The sequence below is a fragment of the Streptosporangium sp. NPDC049644 genome (genome assembly GCF_040675205.1).
GTDB lineage: Bacteria > Actinomycetota > Actinomycetes > Streptosporangiales > Streptosporangiaceae > Streptosporangium > Streptosporangium fukuiense.
The window spans coordinates 1-9,700 of the sequence record NZ_JBFAOJ010000170.1 but is presented as its reverse complement, the minus strand read 5'-3'; the positions used below and the strand labels follow the sequence as shown (position 1 = coordinate 9,700).

At 65.4% G+C, this 9,700-nt stretch carries 12 protein-coding genes and 1 pseudogene; 6 read left to right on the top strand and 7 right to left on the bottom strand.

The features are described from left to right. Window positions 1-76 precede the first annotated feature (76 nt). Window positions 77-577 carry a DUF4265 domain-containing protein gene (locus tag AB0J58_RS42950; RefSeq protein ID WP_364227215.1) on the bottom strand — a complete coding sequence of 167 codons (501 nt, stop codon included), beginning with the start codon at window positions 575-577 and terminating at the stop codon, window positions 77-79. A 45-nt stretch (window positions 578-622) separates the two neighbouring features. On the opposite strand from AB0J58_RS42950, the gene AB0J58_RS42945 reads away from it, so the two are divergent. From AB0J58_RS42945 to AB0J58_RS42935, 3 genes are all read left to right on the top strand, one after another. Then, window positions 623-967 (top strand): hypothetical protein, encoded by a 345-nt coding sequence (locus AB0J58_RS42945; RefSeq protein WP_364227212.1) that lies wholly within the window; start codon window positions 623-625, stop codon window positions 965-967. A gap of 197 nt (window positions 968-1,164) precedes the next feature. Beyond that, window positions 1,165-1,656: a hypothetical protein gene (locus AB0J58_RS42940; protein ID WP_364227209.1), complete on the top strand. Its 492-nt coding sequence runs from the start codon at window positions 1,165-1,167 to the stop codon at window positions 1,654-1,656. A 239-nt stretch (window positions 1,657-1,895) separates the two neighbouring features. Next, complete coding sequence (locus AB0J58_RS42935; RefSeq protein WP_364227206.1) at window positions 1,896-2,528, top strand: DUF6461 domain-containing protein; 633 nt, start codon at window positions 1,896-1,898, stop codon at window positions 2,526-2,528. Window positions 2,529-2,780: 252 nt separating this feature from the next. On the opposite strand, the gene AB0J58_RS42930 is transcribed toward AB0J58_RS42935, so the two are convergent. Beyond that, complete coding sequence (locus AB0J58_RS42930; protein ID WP_364227203.1) at window positions 2,781-3,035, bottom strand: hypothetical protein; 255 nt, start codon at window positions 3,033-3,035, stop codon at window positions 2,781-2,783. On the opposite strand from AB0J58_RS42930, the pseudogene AB0J58_RS42925 reads away from it, so the two are divergent. Further along, window positions 3,034-3,311 (top strand): annotated as a pseudogene (locus AB0J58_RS42925) (IS5/IS1182 family transposase); the annotation flags it as partial. The gene AB0J58_RS42930 and the pseudogene AB0J58_RS42925 overlap by 2 nt on opposite strands. Before the next feature lie 205 nt (window positions 3,312-3,516). On the opposite strand, the gene AB0J58_RS42920 reads toward AB0J58_RS42925, so the two are convergent. Next, window positions 3,517-4,617, bottom strand: coding sequence for a winged helix DNA-binding domain-containing protein (locus AB0J58_RS42920; RefSeq protein WP_364227200.1), 1,101 nt, complete (start codon window positions 4,615-4,617; stop codon window positions 3,517-3,519). Continuing rightward, window positions 4,614-5,597, bottom strand: a complete 984-nt coding sequence (locus tag AB0J58_RS42915; RefSeq protein ID WP_364227198.1) for an NADP-dependent oxidoreductase — start codon at window positions 5,595-5,597, stop codon at window positions 4,614-4,616. Before AB0J58_RS42915 ends, AB0J58_RS42920 begins: the two co-directional genes overlap by 4 nt. 91 nt (window positions 5,598-5,688) lie before the next feature. Here AB0J58_RS42915 and AB0J58_RS42910 point away from each other — a divergent pair, with 91 nt between their 5' ends. Together AB0J58_RS42910 and AB0J58_RS42905 are read left to right on the top strand one after the other, a co-directional pair. Next, window positions 5,689-6,666, top strand: a complete 978-nt coding sequence (locus AB0J58_RS42910; protein ID WP_364227195.1) for a YafY family protein — start codon at window positions 5,689-5,691, stop codon at window positions 6,664-6,666. A gap of 393 nt (window positions 6,667-7,059) precedes the next feature. Then, window positions 7,060-7,659: a DUF6461 domain-containing protein gene (locus AB0J58_RS42905; protein WP_364227193.1), complete on the top strand. Its 600-nt coding sequence runs from the start codon at window positions 7,060-7,062 to the stop codon at window positions 7,657-7,659. 45 nt (window positions 7,660-7,704) lie between these two features. On the opposite strand, the gene AB0J58_RS42900 is transcribed toward AB0J58_RS42905, so the two are convergent. From AB0J58_RS42900 to AB0J58_RS42890, 3 genes are all read right to left on the bottom strand, one after another. Next, the gene (locus tag AB0J58_RS42900) at window positions 7,705-7,860 is read right to left on the bottom strand and encodes a hypothetical protein (protein WP_364227190.1); all 156 of its coding nucleotides are present in this window, start codon (window positions 7,858-7,860) and stop codon (window positions 7,705-7,707) included. A gap of 318 nt (window positions 7,861-8,178) precedes the next feature. Continuing rightward, window positions 8,179-8,517, bottom strand: a complete 339-nt coding sequence (locus AB0J58_RS42895; protein WP_364227187.1) for a helix-turn-helix transcriptional regulator — start codon at window positions 8,515-8,517, stop codon at window positions 8,179-8,181. Continuing rightward, a complete protein-coding gene (locus AB0J58_RS42890) occupies window positions 8,514-8,876 on the bottom strand; it encodes a type II toxin-antitoxin system RelE/ParE family toxin (protein WP_344744769.1) in 363 nt (120 codons plus the stop codon). Before AB0J58_RS42890 ends, AB0J58_RS42895 begins: the two co-directional genes overlap by 4 nt. Window positions 8,877-9,700 lie beyond the last annotated feature (824 nt).

Here is a 9,700-nt window from a genome sequence, read left to right as displayed (position 1 = left end):
AAGAACGACGACACGAACGAGCAGAAGGACACGCCAGAACAGCCGACACAGAATTAGCCCAGCTCAACTGCCTTGATTAAATTGACAGGTTCCGCCACCTTGGAGTGACGCAGCCCTCTTCGTAGTGCCACCGGCCCTCTTCCGCACCTTGAATCACGAATCGCTTCACCGCAGAAATGTCAGCAGCAGCCGGAACGTTCAGCGCGACCACTCCGAACTGCTCAATCCCCTCGCCCTCAACCCCGAACGGCGCAAAGGCGTCCAGCACCGTCTGCCGCACATCGACTCGACGGCCACCTTCCGCTGGGATGATCCGAATCGTGCAGTTGTCGGAGTACTCCACGGCCTGCTTCACCCACAGCACCCCGTCCTCGTCGGGCGCGACCACGACAACATCGTCGAGCGCAAAGCCACGGGCGAAGAAAGGGGTATTGCCCAGCCGGGCGCGATCGTCGCCGACCTTGACCGCCCACAAACGCTCGGTCCGCGCAGGAGGCCACCCGTTCACGGGTTCAAGGTCGAACACCACCCGCACCCAGTCAAGCTCAGGGTTCCGCGCCGAATTGTTCTCGCTCACTCGCACAGGATGGCAGACCCATCCGCCAGGCCAGCGCTTGACAAAGTGCAGAGAAACTTCGAGCTGCGGAAAGTCGGGCTTGGAGTATGCGGCCGCGACTATGGACCCCCTTGCGCGCATGAAAACGCTTGCGTCAGATGCCCCTTCCTTCGCGTTGACCCAGCTCAGAAGTCCCGGCTCGAAGAGATCCACGCCAATCTCATCGACCGCCTCGCCGAGGCCAAGCAACAAGGCCGGCTCGGCGAAGTCGCCGCGATCGAGACCACCTTCGCCGCCGCCGATCAGAAGCTCCAGGTCATGAGGGAAGCGGCTGCCCGCACAAGCATCGTGGGCCTGGGTATGCCCAGCATCCGCCGCACGATTGGGCGATCATCTGAAATGACATTCTGACCTGCTCGCTGCGAGTTGCCCGCGTCGGGGGTGGGGCAGCAAGCTCGCTAACGATCAGCCGATCAGCGACACGGCCACGATCCGTGCCGACCTGAAGGCATGGGCGCAATCTCACCAGGCAGGCCCGGATCGTCCGTCGCCCGAGCTCTCAGCATCGGCACAATCAGCAGTCCGTGTTGTTGAATGGTGATCGCCCGATGAGCGTTCTGGAGGATGGCATGGTGCTCACCGAAACGGTCCCGGGGGCGTTACCGAAGCAGCGGAGCAGGTGGCCGTTCTTCGTGTGCCTGGCGCTCCTCGCTCCGATCGTCGCCTACGTCATTTTCAAGATCCCCGAGTGGCAGAACGATGAGAAGCTGGCCCGGCTGGAGGAACGGGTGAGCATGCTCGCGCTCCCGCCCGACACGGAGCATGATCTCGGGGCAGCGGTGCAAGGCACGGTCGGTCTTCAGTCGGGCAACGGCAATCATTGCGACTATCTGGTCCGCATGCCCCTGCTCACCAAGCTGCCCGAGGCCGAGATCGTGCGTTACTACGAATCCGCCGCGATCGAGGGTGTCGCAGGTAGTGAGCTCTCCGGCGCCGTCTACATCAATCCGAGTGGATCATGGCGGGACGGGTTCAAGGACGTCATCGTGGAATTCTTCGACGGAGGCCACGAAGCCGGGTTCGACATGCGCTGCCACTGACCGAAGCACCGAGCTCATCGCGACACGCCGAACAGCCTTCCCTCAGAACTGAATGTGACTACAGAGGGTGAAGCCTCCCGCTAAGGTCCCAGTGTTAACCATGTCTGTCGGTTTCAGATCGACACGTGGTCGTTGTCACCCAGAAGACATCCCTGGGCCGAGGTCGTCCACCGACGTTCCTTCACCAATCGGACCTCCGAACCCCTTCTGTCGGCGAAGGCTGCAATCATGCCGCTCACATGATCGAAGGAGTGACGATGACAGAGTGCCCCGGGGAATTCCGCTGGCTCTCCGACTGCGAAGAATTGGATGAGATCTACTGTGTGTCCTTCGTCCGAGGTCTTGCTCCGAAGGAGGTCCTCCGCCGATTTCGCGTGAACGGGAGCACCACGGAAGAGGCGGTGGCGGTCGACGAACCAGACGAGCGCTCGGCGGAGAGCACGGGGGACGACGCGGCCGACTACATCGGCACCGCGAAGATCGGCGACTGGACCCTGGTCGTCGAACCAGGAGGATGGCAGATCGCCGTCGACCCACAGATATACATCCCGATCTCACAGGGGACCGAGGTCGTGTCGGTCTGCCGCCACGACTACGCCTCGGACACCTTCGCCTACATCGTCGACGGCGAGCCGGTCGTCCAGTTTGACCCGGTACTCCCGGACGATCGATCGGGCACCGATCCGGACCGTTTCGTCGAGGAGATGCGCGAGGTCGGTCTGGACCCCGACTACGACATCGACCTAGACGGCTCGTGCATCGACTTCCCGATCGAGAGGTCGTTCGCCCTGGCGAGCAGGATCACCGGTCTCCACTTCTCCCCAGAGATGCTGGAACCGTGCTTTCCCGGCGAGGAACCCCTGGATGACTGATCGGCAGGTCTGTATGGAGACCGGTCTGCCGGCAGGCGCAGGCGCTTTGGGATAGCGGGTCAGCAGCTCACGCACCTGGGGGGACGTCTTTGTCGGCTCCGGACGTGCTTGCCAGGACCGCACTCGCCTCGCTCAGCGCTCTCAGCGCCGACTGGGCCTCTCCGGCGCGAGCACGTGCCCAGGCGACGCGGTCCCAGGTCAACGTACGAAACCGCGGTGAAGCATCGGGACCAGCCCCGTCCGTGGCCGTTGTCACCCAGAACTGGTGCTCTCCGTGCGCTGGTTGGGCTCCTCCGCCCACACATCCCGGCTGTTGCTCCACAGCTCTGAGGCGTGGTACCTGAACCGGTCGAACAGCCCGTCGTCCTGGTGGCGGCGCAGGTGCATCATCGGCGAGTCATAGCCGACGAGCTTGGCCAGGTGCGGGGTCACGAGCATCTCGGAGTCGAAGCGGAAAACGCTCATCGCGATGTGCTCGTCTCCGAAGCGCGCCTCGATGCCGGGCACGTCCCGAACCCGCGCCCTGCTCAATGAGCATGGCCTGCGCGGCCGGATAGCCCACAAGGGCGAGAAGGCCCGGTCCGGGCAAGCCAGCGCTGGCACGTCGAGCGCACCCACGCCTGGCAGAACGCCTTCTGCCGCCTGGCCCGCTGCTACGAACGCCGCGCCATCGTGATCGACGCCTTCTTCGACTTCGCGGACGCGATCATCACCGTCCACAGCCTCATCCGACGATCCTGGACAACTCACCGCTGGGACAACCGCCCGAGGCGACGCCCGTAAGTCCCTACCTATCCGCGCTGATGCCTTCTTATTCGCGAAGTACCCGACGTCGGAGAACCTGGTCACGCTGCCCGGCGTTGGCCGCGAAACCGCCAACGTGGAGTTCGGGAACTCCTGGGCGATTGCGATGACGCCGCAGCTTGTGCCCTGTTGACCTGTGCTTACCTTGCCTGGCTGGGGTCCCGGTCGATGCCGGGGTGGATGCTCAGGACGACCTGATCGCGATCGGGCTGCTGTAGGACACATTCTCGCCTCCCACGAACGGCAGCAGGCGCTCCGCCTCCTGCTCCAAGGCCGCCCGATCGATCGCGGACAGCAGGCGGAACGGAGTGAGGCGCAGGGTGACGCCTTCGAGGGACCAGCTTCCGTGCACGTGGCCGTCCACGAGGAAGGTGGGCCGTACCTGTGCCTGGCCGGGCATCACGTGCTTTCGGTCCTCGTGGCTGATGATGCGAGTCCGGTCGGCGTGGCCGAGCAGGGCGTTGTCGAAGGCAGGCAGCAGTCGCACGGGCGCGGGCGTGTCGGGATCGGGCAGTTCCGCGTCGGCCAGGTCGATCAGTTCCCTGCCGTCGGAGTCGTGGTAGTGGCGCAGTTCGGCGCGCATGTCGGAGACGATCTCGCCGAGGCGGGTCAGCCCGGACCAGGCCTGTACGTCCATGGTCCCGGCTGGGCCGAACGCTGCCAGATAGCGGCGGATCAGGTCCTTGGCGGTCACCGGGGCCATGGGCCGGCCGAGCCAGGTCTCGGCGGGCGTGACGGAGACGGCCGACCGGGTGCCCCAGGAGCCCCATGTGCCGGTGGCCGGGCTGTGGATGAGGGGGGCTCTGAGCTCAACCTCTCCGGCGAGGATGCGCCCGTCGCGGCCTGGGTGGCGTTCGGCCAGCCGTCGGGCCAGTTCCTTTCGCGGTGTCGTTCCGCCCGCCAGCAGCTCAAGCCCGGTGGCGACCAGCGAGGCGGGGTCCAGGCCCGCGCTGTTGCGGGCGAAGTACGCCGAGCGGGCGGTGCGGTCGAGCACGGGCTGCAGCAGCGGCCGCAGCCGGCGAAAGTCATCGGCCGCGGCGAGGTGCTGGGTGCTGCGGAGCAGGCCGGAGCGGACCACCTTCCGGTCCTGCAGCAGTGTGGTGAGCTGGGAGTGGGTGAAGCCGTGGATCCTGCTCCACAGCCCGACGTAGGGCCAGTTGGGCTCTTGTGCCTGCAGCGCGACCAGGCACCCGATCACCTCCAGCGGGGTGTGATCGGTGCGGGCCAGCAAAAACTGGCGGCCCAGCAGGGCCCGGTTCAGGGCCCTGTTCGAGAGGGTCGTCACGACAGCCGCACCGAGACATTGCCCCGGTAGGACCCCTGGAGCAGAGACAGGAACGCCTGCGGCACGTCCTCGATCCCGCCTTTGATGACCGTCTGCGGGTAGACGAAGCAACCCTCGCCCAGCCAGGTGCTGAAGTGTTCCCGCCAGGCGGCGATCTGGTCGGTGGTGTGGTGGCAGGAGAACGGCAGCAGCTCGACGCCCCGGGCCTGGGCCGCGGCGTGATCGGGCTCGGGGAAGCGCTCCGCCGCACCGCCGAGCTGGCTGGACAGCGAGCCGCACAGCGCGAAGCGGGAGCCGGGCCTGGCCGTCTGCAGCGCGGCCTGATACTGCTCGCCGCCCACGACGTCGAAGAACACCGAAATGCCCTCGGGTGCGAGCTCGCGGAGCCGGTCGACCGGCGAACCGTCGTGATAGTCGAACGCGGCGTCGTAGCCGAGCTCATCCACCAGATAGTCGACCTTGGCCGGGCTGCCGGCGCTGCCGATCACCCGCGCCGCGCCCAGGCACTTGGCGATCTGCCCGGCCAGCGAGCCGACCCCGCCCGCCGCGCCGGAGACGAACACCACGTCGCCCTCGCCGACACCCGCCACGTCGGCCATCCCGTAGTAGGCGGTCGGCCCCTGACCGAGGTAGTAGCCGGGGTCCGCGATGGGATCAAGCTTGACGTACTGGGCGGCTGGGCCCGCCGAGTACTCGCTCCAGCCGGTCATCGACTGGACCAGGTCGCCGACCGCGAGCTCGGGGCTGTCGGACCGGACGACGGTGCCGATGGCGGCCACGCCCACCCGCCGGCCCGGCTGCCAGGCCGGTACCGGGATGGTGCAGTCCGCGCGCATCAACTCCAGGTAGGTCGCGGCGAGCCCTACCTGGTCAGCCCGCACTACAACCTCGCCGTCCACCTCGGTCGTGGCGACAGTGAAGTGGTCGAGCGTGGGGATGCCGACGATCTGTGCGGCCAGCTGGATCTCACGGGTGATCATTTCTTGGTCCTTATCTCGGTACGGCCTGCGAAATCGACCCTAAAGAGGCTTCCGGTCACTTTTTGACCGGAAGTCGAGCGAGGATGGCGGTATGGCGAACACCAGCTCACGGACTCTCCGACTGCTCTCGCTGCTGCAGACCCACCGCCACTGGCCCGGCACGGAACTGGCCGAGCGGCTCGGAGTATCCGAGCGGACCCTGCGCCGCGACGTTGACCGGCTGCGTGAGCTCGGCTACCCGGTCGGCGCGGCCCGGGGCACCGACGGCGGCTACCAGCTCGCGCCCGGCGCCGTCCTGCCGCCGCTGCTGCTGGACGACGAGGAAGCAGTAGCCCTCGCGGTGGGCATCGGCGACGCCGCACAGAGCGGCATCGCCGGGATGCAGGAGGCGTCGCTGCGCGCGCTCACCAAGGTGGTACGGGTCCTGCCGCCCCGGCTGCGGGCCAGGGTGGACGCCCTGCGGGCGATGACCCTCTCCGTCGCCGCGCCCGGGCCGGTCGTCGCGGCGGGGGTGCTCACCGCGGTCGCCCAGGCTTGCCGGGACCAGGAGCGGCTGCGGTTCGGTTACACGGCCAGAGGCTCCGCACCCACCGACCGCGAGGTCGAGCCGTACCGCGTGGTCGCCCTCGGCGGGCATTGGTACCTGGTCGCCTACGACCTGACCCGGCACGACTGGCGCAGCTTCCGCCTCGACCGGCTGACCGAGCCGGCCGGGACCAGCATGCGATTTCGGCCGCGTCCATTCCCGGCCGAGGACGCCGCGGCCTTCGTCCAGGCGGCGAGCGACGCCCCGGCCCCGTATCGGGTCGAGACGCTCGTCCACGCCCCTGCGACCCGGGTACGGCAGGTGGTCGGTCAGTGGGGCACCATCGAACCACTCGACCACGACACCTGCCGGCTCACCATGACCTCGACCTCCCTTGATTGGCCGACCCAGGCGCTGGGCAACGTGGGCGCCGAGTTCGAGGTGCTGGGGCCGCCGGAGTTCGCCGCGCACGTCCAGGAGTGGGGCGCCCGCTTCCTCCGGGCCACTAGATCCGGCGCGTCCGAGAGACCGTCCCTGCCGTAGCCTGGATCGCGACGATGGCGCGGCGTCCCGTAGCAGCCGGCCGAGGCGACGGAAGACTTTCTGCCAGGGGAGTCTGCGTCTATCTGCGCGACCCCTTAGTCACTCACGCCCCGTTCCGAAGATCGGATACGGGGCGTTCTGGCTGGTGGGCACTACTGGGGTCGAATCAGTGACATCTCGCTTGTAAGGCGATCCGAGCGGGTCTGCGACCAGGACCGATATCGGCCCTAACCTGCGGCTACGGTCTCTGGCCGTCCACCAGCGTTCAGCCCCGTCCGTGGTCGTTGTCACCCAGTTGGTCACTCAGGCTTACGTCTTCCGAGGCGCTGCGAGCAACGCTGTCCCTGTCGGTACGGCTGCCATCATCGCACGTAAGCGATCAAGGGAGATACGGTGACGGACTCGCACGAAGAATTCGGCTGGCTTGCAAAGCACGGCCCGTTCCATCACGTCTCCTGTGTCACCTTCGCCCGGTCCCTCAGCCCTCGCGAGGCGTTGATGCGTCTTGGTTCGGACAGCAGCAAGATCGAAGAGGTGACCTTTGAAAAGCACCAGGAACGAACGATGGAGTACATCGACTCCGACAACATGCGCACCAGCTACGTGGGCGCGCTGGGGGTGAACGGCTGGACCGTGCTGATCCAGCTCTGGACTGGATCGATCGGCCTTAACGGGCCCCTACTGCGTAGCCTCTCCCAGTCGACCGAGGTCGTGTCGGTCTATCGCAACATCCATGCCTCGGACTATTTCGTCTACGCGGTCGACGGTGAACAAATCACATGCTTCGATCAGTTGGTTCCTGGTACACGTTGGGGCAGTGATCCAGACCGCTTGATCGGCAAGATGCACGAAGTCGGCCTGTTCTGGAAGGGGCCCGGCATCGATGCCCCCTTCCCACGATCCTTCGCCCTGGCGAAAAAGATCACCGGCCTCTCCTTCTCCGAGGACATGCTGAGCACACGATTCCTCGGTGCCGCGGTTCGTGACCGGTGACCGGTTTCGCGCCCATGCGGTCGGCCGCAGTGACAGGCAGAGAGGTCAGACGCTCATCGGGGAGCGAGTCAGCAGCTCGCGCACTTGGGGAACATCGGCGTAGGACTTGAGCCGGACCAGGACCAAGCGGGCACGTCGAGTAGTGCGGTCGCCGGTGAGGTCGGCGGACATGTCCAGCATCCGTGACGCCGCGTTCGCCACCTCCTCGGGCTCGTCAGCGTCTGCGAAGGCGACGGCAAGCCAGAACAGGTGAAGCGCGAGTTTCCAGGCCTGCGTGCCGTCGCAGCGTGTCAGAATCTCGCTGAGCAGGCAATCCGAGCAGGGGCCTGACCAGAGCCGACATTGACCCTGACCTGTGCGTACGGTCCATGGCCGCCTATCGTTGTCCGGCCCCATCCGGGGTCGTTGTCACCCAGTTGGTCACTCAGCTACGAAACGCGGTCAGACCGCGCGACAGCAACACGAAAGCCCGCAAGGGAGAGAAGAACACCGGAACTACGGCATCCATCATGGGCAAGATCACCCCGTACGACGACCGCGAGGCGTGTCGAGCACCATGGCCGAGTCGCCGAAGTCGGCCACGATCTTGAGCTGACCACCGAGCGCCGTTACGTAAGCAGCCAGGGTGGCCACTTCGCTGATCACTCCGCTCTCGATCTGTGAGATGCGGGCCTGTGACACGCCCATCGCCTGAGCGACATCCTCCTGCCGTAGGCCGAGCTTGCGTCTGGCTTCAGCGAGTTGGTAGGCACGTTGGCGAGCTACGAGCCCATCGCGGAGTTGAGCGACCTCCTGCTCATCGCCGGGCTGGACAAGCTCAGCACGCAGTTCCTCCCATGTCACCACCTGATCGCTCATTGCTCCCCCTCTTTGAGGTATCGGGCAAAACGCGCCTCTGCTGTTTTGATCGCCACGTCATACCAACCGCTCCAGTCGCCGGACTTGTCTCCAGCGACCAGGAACACTGCTTGACGCCAGGGGTCGAAAACGAAGAGAAGCCGCACCTCGCTCCGCCCGCTGGATCCAGGTCTCAGCTCCTTGAGGTTACGGATGGTCGATCCTTGAAGCGTGTCCACCAAGGGCCGCCCCAAACCGGGCCCCTCCTCGGCGACCCGATCCAAGGCCGCAGCGATCAGCAGGAGCGTCTGCCGATCCGCCTTCCGTAGCTCGTGAAGCCAGTCCCGGACCTCTGGAACGATCACTATCTGCCAGTTCACTCCAGCATAATAAATTTCTTATGCTGATCCAAGAGGAGCTTTGGCAACTCAGCGTATCGCCAACGTCACAAAAGTCCCTTCTCCCTTGCTGTGGAGATCTTAAACGTGTGGAGCGAGTCAGCAGCTCGCGCATTTGGAGAACATCGGCGTAGGGCTTGAGCCGGACCAGGACCACGCGGGCGCGTTGAGTGGTGAGGTCGAGCGACATGTCCAGCATCCGTGACGCCACGTTCGCCGCGTCCTCAGGCTCGTTGGCATCTGCGAAGCTGACGGCAAGCCAGGATGGCGAGCGATCACCAAGCACCGCAGTCCCGACACCCGCCCAAAACCACGAAAGGCTCTGGCCTATTTAACGCAGGTCAGAGCCATTTTGGTGGGCACTACTGGGTTCGAACCAGTGACATCTCGCTTGTAAGGCGATCAGAGCGGGGGCGCGACCAGGGCGGATACCAGCCCTGACCTGGGCGTACAGTCCACGACCGTCCACTGTTGTCCGGCTCCGTCCGTGGTCATTGTCACCCAGTTGGTCACTCAGAACAGTTCGGCGCAACGGCATTGGCCACGATGGGCAGACTCAACAGCATCGACAACCTGGCGCCCACCGGCTACGTCACGAAAGCGCGGCCCAATGGCAGGTAGCCTTCCTTCGTCAATCAGTGGAAACACCGGCTGACGCCTGTCCATCTCATCACAAACCACCATTTGACGCTCTGCAGTCTCTGCCGCCTGCCTACTGAGGTTGAACTCGTGGTGTCGTAGGTTCTGACGTGCCTTGATTGCCGGGTACACCGACATCATGAGATACGCACAAGGCGGAGGACTGT